At 50.3% G+C, this 16,332-nt stretch carries 18 protein-coding genes; 3 read left to right on the forward strand and 15 right to left on the reverse strand.

Translation table 11 applies throughout. The annotated features are described in order from the left end of the window. Positions 1-37 precede the first annotated feature (37 nt). The 5 genes from HMPREF9412_RS01345 to HMPREF9412_RS01360 all read right to left on the reverse strand — a co-directional run bounded on the left by HMPREF9412_RS01345 (position 38) and on the right by HMPREF9412_RS01360 (position 4,285). Positions 38-1,207 (reverse strand): ABC transporter substrate-binding protein, encoded by a 1,170-nt coding sequence (locus HMPREF9412_RS01345; RefSeq protein WP_009589475.1) that lies wholly within the window; start codon positions 1,205-1,207, stop codon positions 38-40. Beyond that, complete coding sequence (locus HMPREF9412_RS33165; RefSeq protein WP_254663977.1) at positions 1,120-1,383, reverse strand: hypothetical protein; 264 nt, start codon at positions 1,381-1,383, stop codon at positions 1,120-1,122. Before HMPREF9412_RS33165 ends, HMPREF9412_RS01345 begins: the two co-directional genes overlap by 88 nt. Before the next feature lie 533 nt (positions 1,384-1,916). Continuing rightward, positions 1,917-2,804 (reverse strand): aldo/keto reductase, encoded by an 888-nt coding sequence (locus tag HMPREF9412_RS01350; protein ID WP_009589416.1) that lies wholly within the window; start codon positions 2,802-2,804, stop codon positions 1,917-1,919. A gap of 122 nt (positions 2,805-2,926) precedes the next feature. After that, positions 2,927-3,700 carry an SDR family NAD(P)-dependent oxidoreductase gene (locus tag HMPREF9412_RS01355; protein WP_009589446.1) on the reverse strand — a complete coding sequence of 258 codons (774 nt, stop codon included), beginning with the start codon at positions 3,698-3,700 and terminating at the stop codon, positions 2,927-2,929. An 81-nt stretch (positions 3,701-3,781) separates the two neighbouring features. After that, on the reverse strand, positions 3,782-4,285 hold the full coding sequence (locus HMPREF9412_RS01360; protein ID WP_009589447.1) for a GNAT family N-acetyltransferase: 504 nt from the start codon (positions 4,283-4,285) through the stop codon (positions 3,782-3,784). A 202-nt stretch (positions 4,286-4,487) separates the two neighbouring features. Between HMPREF9412_RS01360 and xerS the strand changes: the two genes are divergently transcribed. Next, positions 4,488-5,570: a tyrosine recombinase XerS gene (gene xerS, locus HMPREF9412_RS01365; RefSeq protein ID WP_009589376.1), complete on the forward strand. Its 1,083-nt coding sequence runs from the start codon at positions 4,488-4,490 to the stop codon at positions 5,568-5,570. Between the two features lie 10 nt (positions 5,571-5,580). Here xerS and mobB read toward each other — a convergent pair whose 3' ends face one another. The 7 genes from mobB to HMPREF9412_RS01400 form a co-directional block, all read right to left on the reverse strand. Next, positions 5,581-6,084, reverse strand: coding sequence for a molybdopterin-guanine dinucleotide biosynthesis protein B (mobB, locus tag HMPREF9412_RS01370; RefSeq protein ID WP_009589367.1), 504 nt, complete (start codon positions 6,082-6,084; stop codon positions 5,581-5,583). Next, complete coding sequence (locus tag HMPREF9412_RS01375; RefSeq protein WP_009589432.1) at positions 6,081-7,370, reverse strand: molybdopterin molybdotransferase MoeA; 1,290 nt, start codon at positions 7,368-7,370, stop codon at positions 6,081-6,083. Before HMPREF9412_RS01375 ends, mobB begins: the two co-directional genes overlap by 4 nt. 186 nt (positions 7,371-7,556) lie before the next feature. Beyond that, a complete protein-coding gene (locus HMPREF9412_RS01380) occupies positions 7,557-8,288 on the reverse strand; it encodes a DUF4247 domain-containing protein (RefSeq protein ID WP_009589478.1) in 732 nt (243 codons plus the stop codon). A gap of 10 nt (positions 8,289-8,298) precedes the next feature. Beyond that, positions 8,299-8,805, reverse strand: coding sequence for a DUF4178 domain-containing protein (locus tag HMPREF9412_RS01385; RefSeq protein ID WP_009589430.1), 507 nt, complete (start codon positions 8,803-8,805; stop codon positions 8,299-8,301). A 31-nt stretch (positions 8,806-8,836) separates the two neighbouring features. Next, entirely contained in the window at positions 8,837-9,241 is a 405-nt protein-coding gene (locus tag HMPREF9412_RS01390; RefSeq protein WP_009589371.1) for a DUF350 domain-containing protein, read from the reverse strand. A gap of 197 nt (positions 9,242-9,438) precedes the next feature. Next, complete coding sequence (locus tag HMPREF9412_RS01395; protein ID WP_009589445.1) at positions 9,439-10,107, reverse strand: PspA/IM30 family protein; 669 nt, start codon at positions 10,105-10,107, stop codon at positions 9,439-9,441. Between the two features lie 162 nt (positions 10,108-10,269). Continuing rightward, positions 10,270-11,292: an NADH:flavin oxidoreductase/NADH oxidase gene (locus HMPREF9412_RS01400; protein WP_009589410.1), complete on the reverse strand. Its 1,023-nt coding sequence runs from the start codon at positions 11,290-11,292 to the stop codon at positions 10,270-10,272. Positions 11,293-11,458: 166 nt separating this feature from the next. Between HMPREF9412_RS01400 and HMPREF9412_RS01405 the strand changes: the two genes are divergently transcribed. Then, entirely contained in the window at positions 11,459-12,307 is an 849-nt protein-coding gene (locus tag HMPREF9412_RS01405; protein WP_009589440.1) for a polysaccharide deacetylase family protein, read from the forward strand. An 80-nt stretch (positions 12,308-12,387) separates the two neighbouring features. Here the strand turns inward: HMPREF9412_RS01405 and HMPREF9412_RS01410 are convergent, their stop codons facing one another. From HMPREF9412_RS01410 to HMPREF9412_RS01420, 3 genes are all read right to left on the reverse strand, one after another. Then, positions 12,388-13,119 carry a 3D domain-containing protein gene (locus HMPREF9412_RS01410; RefSeq protein WP_009589366.1) on the reverse strand — a complete coding sequence of 244 codons (732 nt, stop codon included), beginning with the start codon at positions 13,117-13,119 and terminating at the stop codon, positions 12,388-12,390. A gap of 187 nt (positions 13,120-13,306) precedes the next feature. Further along, a complete protein-coding gene (locus tag HMPREF9412_RS01415) occupies positions 13,307-14,029 on the reverse strand; it encodes an amino acid ABC transporter ATP-binding protein (RefSeq protein ID WP_009589439.1) in 723 nt (240 codons plus the stop codon). Beyond that, entirely contained in the window at positions 14,016-15,458 is a 1,443-nt protein-coding gene (locus HMPREF9412_RS01420; protein WP_009589441.1) for an ABC transporter substrate-binding protein/permease, read from the reverse strand. Before HMPREF9412_RS01420 ends, HMPREF9412_RS01415 begins: the two co-directional genes overlap by 14 nt. 581 nt (positions 15,459-16,039) lie before the next feature. Between HMPREF9412_RS01420 and HMPREF9412_RS01425 the strand changes: the two genes are divergently transcribed. Next, positions 16,040-16,332 (forward strand): alpha amylase N-terminal ig-like domain-containing protein (locus tag HMPREF9412_RS01425; protein WP_009589442.1); only part of this gene is annotated, 293 nt, incomplete at its 3' end.

Below are 16,332 nucleotides of genomic sequence, written 5' to 3' on the forward strand. Positions count from 1 at the left end.
CGTACGTCACTTTTATTTCTACCGTTTCTGATAACAACTATTTTTTGTTGGCATCCTCGGTTTTCTTCGCTTCTTCGATCGCTTGAGTAGGCGTTTTCTTGCCTTCTACTACAGGCTGAACGCTGGCACGAAGGTTGCCGAACGTTTCTTGCGAAACTTTACTGTCAACAGGTGCGCTGATGGAGGCTGCTTTTGCTGCCATAGCGAAGCCGTCGAGTGCGACTTGCGGCAATCCCGTCACTTCAACGTCAGCAGCAGGTGTACCGCCGTTAGCCGAAGCGATTTTTTGAATGGACGCCGGGGAAGTCAGGTGTTTCAGCAAAGCGATGGCTGTTTCTTTTTTGGCTGCATCGTCATAAGTGGCTTTGGAGAGGTAGAAGCCGGAACCGAATCCGCCTACGATATCATTGCCGCTGCCCACGCCGCCAGGAACCGTCGGGAATGGCACAACCGTGGAATTATCGCGAGTATCGTCGCTCCAGCCGCCGATGGCCCAGGATCCTTCGATGGTCATGGCTGCCAGGCCTTCGCTGTAATAGTTGCCGGACATACTCAGGTCGATTGTTGCGGCATCTTTAGGGAATGCGCCGAGATCATACAATTCTTTCATAGCGGCATAAGCTTTTTCCCAGTTTGGATCGATGCCATCGAGCAGGCCTTTATTTTGTCCTTCAGGGCCAGCCGCAGACAAAATGGTATGCTCAATCAGGTAGTGCGATTGGTCAAACGGTACGGACAAAGGAATAATGCCTTTTGCTGCCAATGCCTTAACGGCGGTGGTCAGCTTCGCCCAATCGGTTGGGAGCTCCAGACCGTTTTCTTCGAAGATTTTTTTGTTAACGAACAAACCTTCGTAGAACCCGGTCAAAGGTGCAGCGTAAATGTTGCCGTCTTTCTGCTTCGCAAGCTCAAGCGCATCAGGAATGAATCCGTTCTTCCAGTCAGCGTCAGCGTCGAGAATTTCGTTCAGCGGAACGACTTTGCCGGCATTGACGAACCCTTCTGCGTCAGCCCCGATGAAGTAGAACAACAGGTCTGGCTCGTTGCCGCTGTTCATATCGGTGTTGACTTTCGTTCTGAAACCGTCATCATTTGCTGACATGGTGTCGTTATCAATTTTTACGTTTGGATGCTCTTTCGTGAATTCATCCAACGCGGCCTGGAAGGCTTCGCGAGCTGCGTCAGTTCCTCCGAAGGTCGAGAACACGCGAAGCGAAACCGGAGCGGCTTCATCCTTCTTTTCTTCCGCTGGCGGAGTTGTTCCGTTTTCGGCGTATCTCCTTCAGCGGCAGGAGTGTTCGTGCCACCGCTGTTTCCGCAGGCTGCGAGGAACATGGAGAGCAGCAGCATGACACTCATGAGTAACATGGAAGTCCTTTTCATTTCTAATCCCCCTAAGTATGTTTTCAGAACCTGATGTAGACACTTGCTGTCTACCAGAATTTTATTCCAAGCCCTATTGCTTTCAAAGGGGGACATTCATCTTTAGCAGGGGGAAATATTTCCATGTCAACTTTTCTTCGCACCCTAGCTCTACTTTTTAGGCCATGTCATTGTGCTAGGTTAAACCATAGTTAAGCGGGAACATCGGAGCGGCAAGAGAAACGAAAGTGATTGGTATTTCTCTATTATGAATTTTTCATATGTTGAAACAATATAATTATTCACCATCCAAACGCTCATGCTCTTTTATTCAACAAAAAAAGACCCGCCACTCGCAATGGCCGGCCTTCTCCGGAAACATCATTCCACTTTGTCTTAATCGATCTGCCGAGGCGCGGCATCCGCACTCTCATCACGGCAAAAGAGCTTGTCAAGAAATCTTGACAAGCTCTTCCGGGATACCAAAACGGTATTTAAGGCGCAAACCTCTTACTCTATTCGGTCTGAATCTCAGGTTCTAAGCAAGCCGCGATCTACACCTTACCCACCCAGTCGGATCCGGCAACCTCTCTCCAGCGGCCGCGGATGGATTCGTAAACCTCCTCCGGCAATTTCCCTTTCTCGAGCAGTGCGGCATTTTGCCCCCAACGGTCTGGATTTGCCGTACCTACGATGGCCGTCGCTACGCCCGGCGTGCTCAGGGTGAACCGTAATGCCGTCTCAACGCCTTGCTGAACGTCAGAGAGGAAATCGTAGTTCAGCTCGCCGAGCCGAACCCAGTAAGGATAGGCATAGTCCCGTTCGCTTAATGTTTCATGCTTCCAGGCTACGTTGGCTACGGGACGTTTGGCAATAACCCCTATTCCCTGCTTCATGGCAAGCGGAATCGTGAGGTCGATTGCCTCCTGGTCCGCAATGTTCAGCGAAGTTTCAAAGCTGTCGAATGCGCCGGTTTGAAGGGCGTACAGTGCATCCGTCGAATCGCCGCTGTAGCCGATATACCGCGTTTTCCCCTGCTCTTTTGCTTTTTTCAGCACCTCGATCACGGCGCCCTGCCGCAGCATTTCCTCAGAGCAGCTGTGAAGGTGAATGACATCAACGTGGTCCACCTGCAGCCGCTTCAAGCTCCGGTCAATGCTCTGCTCAAGCATTACCGGATCCCAATCCGGGTAGTCCAGTCCGGAGGCGTGCCCGCATTTCGTAAACAGATAATAATCATCCCTGCGGCCCGACAGCGCTTTGCCGATCAATTCCTCGCTGTGGCCGTAACATTCCGCGGTATCAATCATGTTAAGGCCTGCGTCAATCGCGCTGTGCAGCAGCCGGTCAACCGTCTTCTGATCCGACTTGCCGATCTCGGCTCCGCCGAATCCCAATACGCTGACCTGCATATCCGTCCGTCCAAATGTTCTACGTTCCATCGTCCTTCACTCTCCTCCCTATGATTACCATTCTTCATTACCCGATATGGATAATCTTGAAAGCTTTGTTCCGATACAATTGCCAAAGGATTCAAGCACCTGCATGCATGAAAAAAAACCTATCAAAATCCATAAATGCTAAGCCCGCCGTCAACCAGCAGCGTTTGCCCGGTCATGTAATTGGCGGCTTCGGAAGCCAGGAAAACGACGGGCCCCACCACTTCTTCCAGGTTTCCTACGCGTTTTAGCGGCGTCCGGTCCAGGATAGCCTGCATGTAAGTGTCGTCATTCAGCAGCTTCTCGGTCAGCGGCGTCCGGAAATACCAAGGCCCTACGGCGTTAACCTGGATTCCATACTGCGCCCACTCCATCGCCAGCACCTTGGTCATATGGATTAGAGCGGCCTTGGTCGATCCATAGACAACGCCCGTGCGTAGGGCGGTATGGCCGCCGACGGAAGAAATGTTGATGATTCTTCCATTCCCCTGCTCCTTCATATAACGGGCAGCGGTTTGAGATGCGACAAACGCCGATTTCAAATTGGTCTGCACGATTAAGTCCCATTCGTCATCGGTCACTTCCAGCGCCGGCGTACGAATGTTCATGCCGGCATTGTTCACTAATATATCGATTTGCCCCGCCTGGTCCACAAATTCGCGGATCGCCGCCTCCATCTCTTCCCGAATCGTAAGATCGCCCGGCAGCACATAGGCTTGACCTTTCTTCAAGCCGGCAATCAGACCCGCGGTCTCCTCTAGATCGCTTCGGGTACGGGACATCAGACCAACGTCGCATCCGGCCTCCGCCAAGCCTACGGCTATCGCGCGCCCGATTCCCCGCCCTGCCCCTGTTACAAAGGCTTTTTTTCCTTCCAGATTAAAGCTGGGCAAATACATTCGAATCCCTCCAAGTTATAGATATGCAAACAGCTCAGGTATTCAGTTGAAACACGTCATGGTTGATTTCATGTTGACTTACTAGGAATTGAAGTACTGCGAAGGATTATGACGAACCGGGTCCACGTATTCCTCATAACGCCCGCCCGTATAGGACTCGATGACTTTTCGCCAGAAAGCCTGGGCCGGTATATTGCTGCTGACCTGCGTCACCTTCCAGCGTCCCTGGAATTGATCGAACAGCCAGGTCGCGGCCCAAGTCCCCAATCCCGTACGTCTGTATTTTTGCATTACGAAAAATTCCGTCATGTAATAGTCGGCTTCCGCGGCGTTGTCCATACGCTCGATCAAGGCAAAACCGGCCGGCCGTTGATCAAACGTAATCAGAAACGGATATTTCCGTTCCCGCTTTTTCCAGAACTCATCGAGATCGGGATAGGGTAAAAACAATCCTTGATCGTTCACCGAGATATCCAGATATTTAGTAAAATCGTACAAGTACAATTGCATCAAGTTTACGATAACGGCTTGCTTCCGTTTGGGAACCAGCTCAATTCCCATGCGCTCCGCTCGTTCTGAAATCATGCTGCCGCCTCCCTAGGCATTTCACTATCATATTAAATGCTTCCCATCTTCATCATAATATCCGTCTACGTTGAAACACAAGCGGCCATCGGATCGAGGAGAACGATCGTTTGAAGCATTAAGCACGACGGACTTTCCATATGTTACACTAGTAGATAATGACAGCGATTTTCGCTATAAAGACAATCATTCGAGGTGGAACATGAATATACAAAAAGATATCGACCGCGCTAGACTCGATGAGAAAGCGCCGGCCATGCCTTGGTTTGTGCAGCAATTTATCGACTACAAACTTCCGGATCTCTCCCCCTCCACCCTGCTCGAATATGTAAGGGACTATGAAACGTTTTTCAATTGGCTCCGGTCGGAAGGGCTGTCACAAGCCGCCTCTAACCGGGACGTGACGCTGCTAGAGCTGGAGACGCTGCGCATGGACAGCATCACAGGTTACCGATTATATTTGACCACGCGCCGGGAAGGCACCAATTCCCGAATCACGGTTTCCCGCAAGCTGTCATCGCTTCGCTCCCTGTTCCATTATTTAAGCCAGATTGCGGAGGATGAGGATTTTTACCCGCTCCTTAAACGCAACATCATGGCCAAAGTGGAGATCAAACGAATTCACAAGCCCAAAGATACGGCTGCCAAGTTGAAAGGAAAAATACTGGAAGAAGAAGAGCTTCAGGATTTCATTACTTACATTCACGAAGGATACGGGCATGATGTGGAGAAGAACAAACAGGCTCTCTATGCGCATGAACAGAACAAAGTCCGAGATGCCTGCATTGCCAGCCTTATTCTAAACTCCGGTCTTCGCGTATCCGAAGTGGTCAACTTGAATCTTGCGGACATCGACCTGAACAATAAAATGCTGCATGTGTATCGTAAGGGCAATAACGATGAAACCTTTAAAACCCCGGTCTACTTCCGGGCGCAGGCCAAAGACGATCTCGAGCATTATCTGCAGCTGCGGCAGACCCGCTACAAGGTGCCGAAAAAAGAAAAAGCTCTCTTCGTCGCGCTGCGCAACGGCCAGAATGAAGGACAGCGCATGACGAAACGGGCGATTCAGGCAATGATCATCAAATACGCCAAGCGTTTTGGCAAGCCGTCCCTGACCGTGCACAAGCTGCGGCACTCGTTTGCAACGGATTACTATCTTCAAAATGACATATATAAAACGAAAGAACAATTGGGGCACGCTTCGACCGAAACGACCGAAGTGTATGCCCATTTGACGGACAAAACGATGTCCGAGGCGATTGAGCGGCGTACCGACGAGTAATTATAGTTTTTTACAGTGATAGTATAAGCGACGCGATCCGCTCCGTCTCATTCCAAGTAAACAAGGGAACCGCCAGCCGATGCTGAATCTCCTGCAGGCCGGGCGGTTCCTTTAGCATGTCGGGATTCACGACGATGCCCCGGATCTCCTCGACCTGATCCAGCAGCCCCCTGTCCTCCATTCCCCGCAGCAGTACCAGTTTCGGGTAAGGCATCGTCTTATACCCTTCGACCAGCACCATGTCATAATCAGTGTACATATGTATCAACGTATCAAGGTCCAGCTCCGTTTCCCTCAGCATGGCCGTCCGGCCCGGCGAGGCAATGGCAATCCCCTCGGCTCCGGCCTCGCGGAATTTGTACGTATCCGTCCCTTCGCGGTCCATATCAAAGCCATGCCCATCATGCTTGATGACGGCTATCCTGATGCCCTGTCGTTTCAATTGTGGAATCAGAGCCGCAATGAGCGTGGTTTTGCCGCTGTTCTTATACCCGCAGAACTGGAAGACCTTCATGACCAGACCCCTGGAAGAACGAGCACCTGCACGGCTTGGCCTTTAACCGCTCCTCTAAGCTCTGGCGGTATAACAATCAAACAGTCGCTGTCCTTGATCGTGATCATGACACTTGATTCATCCAGGGTGGCGGGCGTGGCTACAAGTTTGCCGTTTACCACTTGGAGGCTGCCCCTGACAAAACGGGTAAAATTATTCACCTTTGCATAATCCGAACCCAGCTCGGCTGTCCATTCGGTTAAATACAACTGCTCCATGCCCAGCATTTTTCGAATCGAAGGTCTGACAAACAACAGAAATCCGACAAAGCATGCCCCCGGATTACCGGAGAGCGCGAAGAGCAGCTTCCCCTCCTTCACCGCCGCGGTTGTCACGCTGCCCGGACGCATCGTGACTTTATTAAACAGCATGTCCAATCCGCCGGATGTCACCAGCTCCCCCATAATATCGTAATCGCCTACGGAGACGCCTCCTGTCGTAACCACGATGTCATAATCCCGGAGCGCTTCCTCCACCTTCTGACGGGCAAGCTCGATATGATCGGGAATGGCCTCCATGATCACCGGAACGCCGCCCGCTTCCCGAATTTGCGATGCAAGCATATAGGTGTTGCTGTTACGGATTTTACCGGGCTCAAGCGGCTCGGTTATGTCGAGCAGCTCGGTGCCCGTCGAGAAGATTCCCACGATCGGCTGACGATACACTCCAACCTTATGTATGCCAAACGTAGCCAGGACCGAAATCTCTCCCGGCCCGATGCGTGTCCCTCGGCGGAGAATCATATCGCCTTCCTGGAGTTCAAACCCGAGAGGGGTAATATTCTTTCCCTTCTCGATGGAACGCTTAAAGCCTACATAGGTTACGGCATCCTCCACGCGAAGCTCCGTCGCTTCAAGCATCACGACAGCGTCTGCGCCTTCGGGCACCTGGGCGCCCGTCATGATACGGGAAGCCTTGCCTTGTACTATCCGCACGGAAGAGACATATCCGCACGGGATATGGTCGACGACCTCAAGCCAAACCTTTTCCCCCTGATCGCATGGCGCCAAATCGGCTGACGACACCGCATAACCGTCCATGCCCGAACGGGCAAAAGCCGGGAACGGGTGAGGAGCGACGACATCGGATGCAAGCACCCGGCCATCGCTGTCCTGCAGCCGAATAAGCTCCTCCTGGCCGCAATCCGCATAAGAAGTTGCTAACGCTTGCGCGTCTGATACCTGTAGTGCACGCCGATCGAATTTATGGTTTGGTTTCTTGGGCGATATCGGTTCATGATCTTTCACAACGCATTCCTCGCTTTCTGACTATATCCCAGACTGATAATCTTACTGTACTACATTCTGAGCAATCTTCAAACCGAGCGGCTGATCTCCAAGAAATCGCTTGTACGTATCTGAAGGTTGTATATTTTCGTTTCGAAACATTAAAAAACGCATGGCCCTTAGACCATGCGCATAAAGCGTATTGTTTTACCTTCGGCCCCTTCGGGAAATCTTACCGGATCCGATCCGGGTCTTGGGCTTCTTGTACGATTTCTTCGGCGAATCGAACAAACTTCCGCCGCTTTCGCCGCGTTTGATCGAGCCGCGGTCACCGCTTGAATCCGGATTCCGTCTGAACAGGCTTCCGCCCGTGCCGACCGTATCCTGACCGCGCCGCGTAATTTTCCCGCTCCGGTCAACCGTCAACGGCGGAGCGATCTTCTTATCTTGGCTTGTCGGCTTTTTATAGTTCCCTTGAGCCGGTTTATACACATCTTTGCTGGTATAGCCGCGATAGCCCCCGCCGCCCATCGAATCAAACAAATTCCCGATAAGGACGGCGGTCAAGTATCCCTGCAGGAAACTGGAATCGTAATTGCGCTGAACATATTCCTTGGAATCGATTTCGATCAGCGTATCGGCCGGCTTCTGGGGATCCTGCTGCAAATGGTAATACTCATCGCCATACACCAAGAACATCCGCTCCGTATCCTCAGGAGACGATTGATCCGGCGTATTCGCCGCCATGAGCTCGCCCGCCACTTCGGGAACGCTTTTATCAGCTGCCCGATACACATAGGATGTTGCATTTCCGTCCCGATTGACGGACTCCAGCGGATACGTATCCTTGATATTCGGCGCTCCGCATCCGCTTAATAAAGATACGAACAGACTCAGTACCAGTATGATTTTTACAGATAAAAAAGAGCGTTCCTTCATGCCACCACTCCTAAGTCGCCCGGATAACCCTTACGTCCCCCGGTATCACTTTCTCGCCTTCATAGAGCATAAACCGTCCATTCTGCCATTCGATTCGCAGCAGCTTGTAATCATCCGATTGGTACTGCCATACATGCTGCTCCCCGCTTTGCATAAATGCAGTACGGCCGGATATCGATACATGTCCACCGTATTCCTCTTCCAAATGAAACACATGATCGTCCAGATCGATGATGGACGGCACCTCATCCGGCGAATCCAGGCGTCCATCGATGGGCGCATAGAGTGCATATTGAACCGTCTCGCGTTCTTCGATGTGAAGATAAGCAATGGTGCTGCCATCCTGAAGCGTCAGGACGACCGCGTTGCGGCCTCGATTGTGCACGCGGCCCGTGACTTCGTAAGTAACCAGAGACACTTCGCAAATATCGCCCGGAGCCAGCTGCAGCATGCTCTTCTCTACCTTGGGCGGCTCGGGCTTGCTAAATAAATTGCTGATTCTTTTCCACATACTCATCTTTCCTAATCCCCTATCTCCATTATGCGTTCTATAAGCAAGCGGTAATAATTAACGCTCCGACCACATGCAGCGATCCTGCAAACAAACCGTAACCGGTTTTGCCCTCGCGGGTTCCCTTATCCAGGTTCAGCTTGCCGAAATTGCGCAGCATGAGCTCTGTCAACGCTTCGAGAACAAACAATATGATAAACGAAACGACCGATACCACAATCGCCTCCAGCAGGTGATAGGACGTTCCGATCGACACGGATAAAATATACCCTTGGGCGACCAGCTTGAGGATCAGCCTTGTGGTTACCGCCATGTTACCTGCTTTCACTTCTTCAAGATCGTTATATTTCGTGAACAGGGAATCCACGAACATCAATACAAACAACAGCAGCCCACCGACAGCCGTCCAAAGCAATACACGCAAGATCATATCAAAATCCATCTCTAAGCCTCCACACATTCAACATACATATCAATGCCCCGATCAGACTGCTTCAAATGAAGATAGACAGCCTTAATGGGGTAATCCCGTATATATCCGGTATCAAACAAAAGCGAAGGAGAAGCACAGTAGTATTCAGCCCTGCTGCGTCTCCCTCGCCATCGATACTATTTACCTGTCAGACCACCAGACCCGGATTACTTGTTCTCGTATTGCTTCATCAAGGCTGCAAGCTCATCCTCAACGGCTTTGTCCTTGCCGAGGTTCTCGAACTCTTCATCGAGGGATTTCTCGCGCGTCGACATCTCGTTGCTTGCTTCGGCACGCGCTTCCATGGCCAGCATCTTTTCTTCCATCCGCTTCAACCCGGCCGAAGCCGTGTCAGACCCGAAACCGTTCATTGCTTTGTTGATCTCGGTTTGCGCTTTAGCCGCATTATAACGGGCAACCAGCGTCTCGCGCTTGTTCTTCATCGCTGTAAGCTGCTTGCGCATTTCCTCCAGCTTGCCGCGCAGGTTGTCGGCTGCCAGCTTGTTCTGATCGTAGCTTGCTTTGTACTCGTCGCGCTTGGCTTCAGCTGCCTTCTTCTCTTCCAGCGCACGGCGGGCAAGCTCAACGTTTTGCGCCTGCGCTGCCGTATGAGCCTGCTGCGTGCGTTTTTCCACGAGAGCAGCTTGCTCCTCATAAAGGGCTTTGAAGCGTTTCTCGATGGCGATTTGGGCAGCTACCGCTTTCTCGGCATCCTCAAGGTCTTCGGTCATGTCGCGGATGTACTGGTCCGTCATCTTGATCGGGTCTTCAGCCTTGTCGATAATGGCGTTAATATTGGACATGGTCAAGTCACGCAATCTTTTAAATATGGACATCGTTCTCTTCCTCTCGCTTTCGCTTTAAAATACTGGTATATGTTAAATGTTTACGTTGCATGATCCCAAACGGTTTCAAAATTTTTTTAGAGGTTGTTCAAAAAGTCATCTTTGGATCACCTTATCGGTGGTGAAATCCGAATTTTGAACACGCACCGATTTTTAATATCCACGTTCATACTGCTTCGGAACTTTCTGTTCTTCATCAAGCGCTTTGGCAGCATGAACCGCCCAGTACGGATCCCGCAGCATGCCCCTTCCAATCGCCACCATATCCGCCTTGCCCGACAAGACCACCTCTTGGGCGACATTGTAATCATCAAGCAGCCCTACCGCAATCACGGGGACCTTCAGCAGTTGTTTGAACTCCGCAGCCAGATCGACCTGATAACCCGGCTTCGCTTCCGGACCGCCATTGGAACCGACGACCCCTTCTCCTCCGGAGGAGATATGAAAAATATCGACCCCGGCATCCCGGTATCGTTTGCAGATTTCAGCGCAGTACTGCACATCATAACCGCCGTCCACATATTCTTTAGCAGACACCCGCATGATGATCGGCATGCCTTCGGGCAGCACTTCCTTAACGGCCTGGACAACCCGTTCACCGAACAGGGGGAGGTCTTGGCCATATTCGTCACTGCGTTGATTCGTCAGCGGCGAATGAAACTGATGGATCAGGTAACCATGCGCGCCATGAATCTCAACCGTGTCGAATCCAGCTTCAACGGCCCGGCGAGCTCCTTCCCTGAAGGCCTGAATGAGATCTTCCACTTCGGCAGTGGAGAGTGCCTTCGGCATTTTGTAATGGGAACTGAACGGGATTGCCGACGGGGCAACCGACGGCTCGGCATCCTGCGCCTTTCGGCCGGCATGGCCGAGCTGGATACCAATCTTGGTTCCATAAGAATGCACGGCTTCGACAATACGGCGATAGGCAGGAATTTGATTGTCGTCCCAGATCCCGGTATCCTGATTCGTTATGCGTCCGTCCGGGTGAACGCCTGTCATTTCCACAATAATTAAGCCAGTGCCTCCCACGGCACGGCTGACGTAATGCACAAAATGCCAATCATTCGGAATCCCGTCCCCGGCCTTTACGGAATATTGACACATCGGTGGCATAACAATGCGGTTCTTGAGGGTCAAATTCTTGAAATTGTAGGGTGTAAACAAGTCAGCCAAGCGATTATCTCCTTCCACATCCAAATGATTAAGATGTAATAAAATCTGTTAGGGGTTATTATACACCTTTCCGAGGGAAAACTAAAAACCGTCGAATTCCCATATTGAGGATAATTGTTTATCCAACTGGGCATACCATACTAAAAAGCTAAAGGGGCCGATCGTGATGTTCAAAAGATGCCGCGCAGGAATCTGCCTGCTGTGGATCCTTTCATTCTTTATCGTTGTGCCGGGCATCCCGGCAAACGCGTCCGCTTTACATAATCTGTCACAACAACCTCAGGATGCTTCCGTCATGTCGGAGTCCGGCCAAGTCATGGATCATTCGAAGCGAAATAAGAGCAAACCATCAGACGGCGCGCCGTCTTTAAGCCAATTGCTGAGAAAATACCCGGACACGTTTCGCGCAAGCGGACCACGGGTCAAACAGGTGGCGCTTACCTTTGATGATGTACCGGACCCCCGATTTACCGGAAAAGTACTCGATGTGCTGAAAGAACAGCAGGTGAAGGCCACCTTTTTTGCAGTAGGAGACCGTGCCAAGAAACACCCTGAGCTCATGAAACGCATCCATGAAGAAGGACATGCCATTGGGAATCACTCTTACAATCACGCCCAACTGAACAAGCTGAGCCTGGAGAAATTCAAAAGCCAAATTGAGCGTACCAACACGATTTTGAAGTCGCTGACCGGCGTCCACCCGCGGCTGATCCGTCCTCCTTATGGCGATATTAATGAAGAACAGCTTCAATGGGCTCGTAAAAACGGGTACAAGGTCGTGAATTGGAATGTCGATTCCCTCGATTGGAAGGGACTGCAAAAGGAAGATGTCAAAAGCAATATTTTATCTGCGGTCGGTCCCGGCTCGATCATTCTCCAGCATGCCGGAGGCGGCGTGGGATCCAATCTATCCGGTACTATTGAAGCGCTCCCCGACATCATAGCGGAGCTGCGAAACAAGGGGTACAGCTTCGTGACGCTTCCGGATATGTTAAACGTGCCGGAATCACGATAGTGCCTGTTTGAACGCCAAAAAGACGGCTGACTGGAAGTTGACCAGTGAAGCCGTCTTTACGATTCCTGATAATATATGAATTAATCGATAATGAACAATTTGATATCCTGGATCCCGAATTGATTTACGGATGATTGGGAGCCTGGGATGAAGATATCAATCTTATTCCCTTTTATGGCTCCGCCGATATCACGTGCCTCTGCTACAAATGCCTTTTTAGGCAGTCCTGGATGCTCATGTCCTGTTACAAGCACCTTGGTACCGAGCGGAATTACCTTGGGATCAACGGCGATGGTGCCAAGCTTAAGGGAATTCCCGAAATAGTCAACCGCGCCCCAACCGCCGTTCTCGCTTGCAGCAGAGGAATACGCTGTAGCTTTAACGGACAAAGTTTTGCTGTAATTAAACGTCTTGCCCCATGCTTCGACTACGTTATTCTGCGGGATAACATTCAAGCTTGGCGTGAAACCGGAGTTTCCTGGAGCGATGGGCGCCGCGGATGCCGCCGAGTTCATCGATACCGTCCCTGGTATGTTGATTTTGAGCCCCTGGTAAATATTCGTTGCCTTAATTGTTGGGTTAGCTTTCATCAGCTTGTCCATGTTAACGCCGTACTGTTTGGACAAGAAGTAGAACGTATCGCCGTTCTTGGCAACATGCACGGAGCTTGCATGTGCTTGCAGTCCGCCTCCGGCAAAAGTCAGTCCGAGTGCCACGGCTGTAATGGTAAACCATTTGGCTGTTCTTCCAGCGATCTTATTATTTTTGTTAAGTCCACGATTTCTTGTCCAAGATTTCATTTGTTGTAACATCTAAAGATGCCTCCCTTAATATGTAGCTTGGTAAATCGGATGTAGTATGTCAACGAACATGAATATATCACAATTTTGTAACCTATACCGCAAGCAATTGTTACCAACACACAAAGAAAAACAGCGCCGCTGCCTGAAACACCAGGCTAGGCGCTGTTTTTAATTTGTTACATTCCAGATGAAAAAGTTACAACACCTTGCTTAAAAACTCTTGCGTACGGGGATGGGTCGGATTGCCGAACAGTTGGTCCGGCGTGCCTTCCTCCACGATATTGCCGCCGTCCATGAACAGGATCCGATCTCCCACTTCGCGGGCGAAGCCCATCTCATGGGTCACGATGACCATCGTCATTCCGCCTTCGGCAAGCTTCTTCATCACTTCCAAAACCTCGCCCACCATCTCGGGATCGAGTGCGGAGGTCGGCTCGTCAAACAGCATGACATGGGGCTGCATCGCGAGTGCTCGCGCAATGGCAATTCTCTGCTTCTGTCCGCCGGACAGCTGGGAAGGATAAGACTCCTTCTTGTCCTGCAGTCCAACCGATTTCAGCAGCTCGTCTGCAGTAGCCTCGGCTTCCTTCGCCGAGACCCCCTTCACCTGAATAGGAGCAAGCGTAATATTCTCGATGACCTTCTTGTGCGGAAACAGGTTAAACTGCTGAAACACCATGCCCATTTTCTCGCGGGTAGCATTGATATTGTGATTCTTGGCGGTGATCAGCTCACCCTCGAACGATATTTCGCCGCTGGTCGGCACTTCAAGCAAATTGAGACAGCGTAAAAAGGTACTTTTACCGGAGCCGCTAGGTCCGATGACAACCACCACTTCTCCTTTTGCAATCTCGATGTCAATGCCCTTCAGTATTTCCAGCTTGCCAAACGATTTATGAAGATCCTTAACGGTTATCACTTGCACTCAACTTCCTTTCCCAGACACCCAGAAGCTTCGAGAGAACGAATGTCAGAATAAAGTAGATCATGGCCGCCACAAGCAGCGGATTCAGCGGGGCAAAGGTTGAACCGCGCAAAATCTGAGCTTGGTACATAATATCGAATACACCGATGAACGATACGATGGACGATTCCTTGATAATGACAACGAATTCGTTACCGATCGCAGGGAGTACCCCTTTCAGCGCCTGCGGCAAAATGATATGACGCATCGCCTTGCCCTTCGTCATCCCGAGTGAACGGGCCGCTTCCAGCTGTCCGCGGTCTACGCCTTGAATGCCTGCCCGGAATATTTCGGCCAAATAGGCAGCGCTGTTGATGGAGAGCGTTAAAATACCCGACTGGATCGGTGAGAATTTAATATCAAACGCCGCCAAGCTGTAATGGATAATAAACAGCTGGACCAGCATCGGCGTGCCGCGGATGATTTCAATATATGCGGTAGCCAAAAACTTAAGGATTTTTACGCCGGACATCCGCATTAATGCGATAATCAATCCGAGAATGAATCCGAATAACACGCCGAGGGCCGAAATAAGCAACGTAAATTGAATCCCTTTGGCATAATAGTCGCGATATTTCCAGAAAAATTCAAAGGTATTCAGATTCTCTGCCGTTCGTCCTGCAGCCAGATCGCTGGCATCGTCGACAAATTTCTGGATCTGGTTATTTTCTTTTAAACGCTCGAGCGTAGCATTAATGCTGCCAAGCAGCTCTTCGTTTCCTTTGCGAACCCCGATGGCATATGTGTCGTTCTCCGCCGTCGGCTTGGCATCCGTGATGACCATGGTCGCTTCATTCATGTTGGTCTTTGCGATCGGATACTCCGCAAGGACGACGTCCACGCGCTCGGATTCCAGCTGCAGCAGCAAATCCGGGATTTTATCAAGCGATACTACATTGGCATTCGGTATCGTTTTTGCGATGGACTCCTGAATGGAGCTTTTCTGAACCCCGATCCGGGCTCCTTCCAGGCTTTCAAGCGTATTGAATTTCTGGGCGTCTTCCTTGCGGACGACGACCGATTGTTCCGCAGCGTAATAAGGCTCCGAGAAATCAATGCTTTTTCGGCGGTCTTCCGTTGGATTCATGCCCGATATGACGAAATCCACGCGGCCGCTCGTCAGCTCTGGCAAGAGCGCATCAAAGGACGTATCCTTGATGATGAGCTCTGCGCCAAGATCCTTGGCGATTTCCTTCGCGATATCGATATCAAATCCGACGATGGTATCCACGCCATCTATCGTTTTATGGAACTCATATGGTGCATAGTCGGCACTGGTGCCAAGAATCACCGTTTTCTTCTCGCCCTCCGCATGGACGAGGCTGCCGAAAGACAGCACGACCACCATGAACAGGGTCATCCACGCTGTAAATTTACGTTTCATACGTCTCGTTTCTCCCCTAACTATTACAAATAGATTAAATCTTTAGAAAAAAAAGCAACTGAGTCATTATAAAACAGGATGCATGAATATGCAATGAAAATTGATGGTTTTCAATTTGTAACTTACAGGCAAGATCAGCTTGTAGTATGTCATTCCACTATTTTAATACAACGGTCAAATCATCATACCCTTAGAATGATCATGTAACATATGATTCAGTCAGTCTGTGGATTATAACTAATTATTAAAATAATCAAGCGGGTTTGAATTCATTCAATCCCAATAATAATGGAAATTAATGTTTAGCTTACATCCTATCCGCAAGCTTCTCATCTCCCTGCATTAAAATGTAAACACAGGACTTTAGAATTATCCAAAATAGGAATTTAAAGATATGGAATATAAGAATGGAACACTTTACGGACGATGCATAATCTATCGGCTGCCTTCCCATCTTATAGAAGCGCAAGATTTCGGTCCATCTACATTGCAAGCCGCCTGTCTCATTCACCGCATGATTCAGGCAAGCCAGCAGCTGGTTATTAATTAGCTATAGCTTTACTCATATAGGAGGTGTAACCATGCTGTTAGAAGCGCTGTATCATGTTCCTAGAGATAAATGGGCTTATGCTTACGATACACATACCATTCATCTTCGGATTCGAACCAAGAAGAACGACATTGATTCAGTTGTTGCCATGACGGGCGACAAATATGATTGGGACCGTACGTACTTCGAGATCACCATGGAAAAGGCCGCCTCTGACGACATGTTTGATTACTGGGAATGCGGAGTCAGGCCCAAATACAAAAGGTTGTCATACGGATTCCGGATCCATGCGGGAGATGAAACGGTGTATATGGTGGACAGCGG

Origin of the sequence: Paenibacillus sp. HGF5 (assembly GCF_000204455.1) — a bacterium.
GTDB classification, from domain to species: domain Bacteria; phylum Bacillota; class Bacilli; order Paenibacillales; family Paenibacillaceae; genus Paenibacillus_AQ; species Paenibacillus_AQ lautus_A.

Coding starts and splice junctions, on each gene's coding strand:
- HMPREF9412_RS33165 (WP_254663977.1), bottom strand. CDS start 1,383: ATGAAAAGGACTTCCATGTTACTCATGAGTGTCATGCTGCTGCTCTCC.
- HMPREF9412_RS01350 (WP_009589416.1), bottom strand. CDS start 2,804: ATGGAACGTAGAACATTTGGACGGACGGATATGCAGGTCAGCGTATTG.
- HMPREF9412_RS01355 (WP_009589446.1), bottom strand. CDS start 3,700: ATGTATTTGCCCAGCTTTAATCTGGAAGGAAAAAAAGCCTTTGTAACA.
- HMPREF9412_RS01360 (WP_009589447.1), bottom strand. CDS start 4,285: ATGATTTCAGAACGAGCGGAGCGCATGGGAATTGAGCTGGTTCCCAAA.
- xerS (WP_009589376.1), top strand. CDS start 4,488: ATGAATATACAAAAAGATATCGACCGCGCTAGACTCGATGAGAAAGCG.
- mobB (WP_009589367.1), bottom strand. CDS start 6,084: ATGAAGGTCTTCCAGTTCTGCGGGTATAAGAACAGCGGCAAAACCACG.
- HMPREF9412_RS01380 (WP_009589478.1), bottom strand. CDS start 8,288: ATGAAGGAACGCTCTTTTTTATCTGTAAAAATCATACTGGTACTGAGT.
- HMPREF9412_RS01385 (WP_009589430.1), bottom strand. CDS start 8,805: ATGAGTATGTGGAAAAGAATCAGCAATTTATTTAGCAAGCCCGAGCCG.
- HMPREF9412_RS01390 (WP_009589371.1), bottom strand. CDS start 9,241: ATGGATTTTGATATGATCTTGCGTGTATTGCTTTGGACGGCTGTCGGT.
- HMPREF9412_RS01395 (WP_009589445.1), bottom strand. CDS start 10,107: ATGTCCATATTTAAAAGATTGCGTGACTTGACCATGTCCAATATTAAC.
- HMPREF9412_RS01405 (WP_009589440.1), top strand. CDS start 11,459: ATGTTCAAAAGATGCCGCGCAGGAATCTGCCTGCTGTGGATCCTTTCA.
- HMPREF9412_RS01410 (WP_009589366.1), bottom strand. CDS start 13,119: ATGTTACAACAAATGAAATCTTGGACAAGAAATCGTGGACTTAACAAA.
- HMPREF9412_RS01420 (WP_009589441.1), bottom strand. CDS start 15,458: ATGAAACGTAAATTTACAGCGTGGATGACCCTGTTCATGGTGGTCGTG.